We start from the raw sequence: 278 nt of genomic DNA on the forward strand, positions 1-278 counted from the left end.
CGAAATTTTATATAGCAGCCAATACGCCAAGGTACTATATAACAAACCGCAAGGGTGTAGAAAAGAATGCCGATTGACTTTGGATCTAAACCTTGTAAATGTCTTCTAAAATAAGCACGTAAAAGAACGATAACTAAAAATGTAGCAATAAAAGCAATACTTTTTTTCGCATAAATTTGACCATCTTCTCTCACTTCATACCCACTTAAAATAATAAGTGGAATTGACAATAACAGTCCAATCCCAGCAGCTATCCCAATTTGCCAACCAGCAAGTTG

General features: G+C 35.3%; 1 protein-coding gene. It reads right to left on the minus strand.

Annotated features, from left to right (window positions below; all coding sequences use genetic code 11):
• On the minus strand, positions 1-278 hold a 278-nt coding region (locus KVT11_RS19775; protein WP_217609138.1), incomplete at both ends, for a CcdC protein domain-containing protein.

Origin of the sequence: Bacillus sp. GbtcB10 (assembly GCF_019091365.1) — a bacterium.
Taxonomy (GTDB): Bacteria; Bacillota; Bacilli; order Bacillales; family Bacillaceae; genus Bacillus; species Bacillus altitudinis.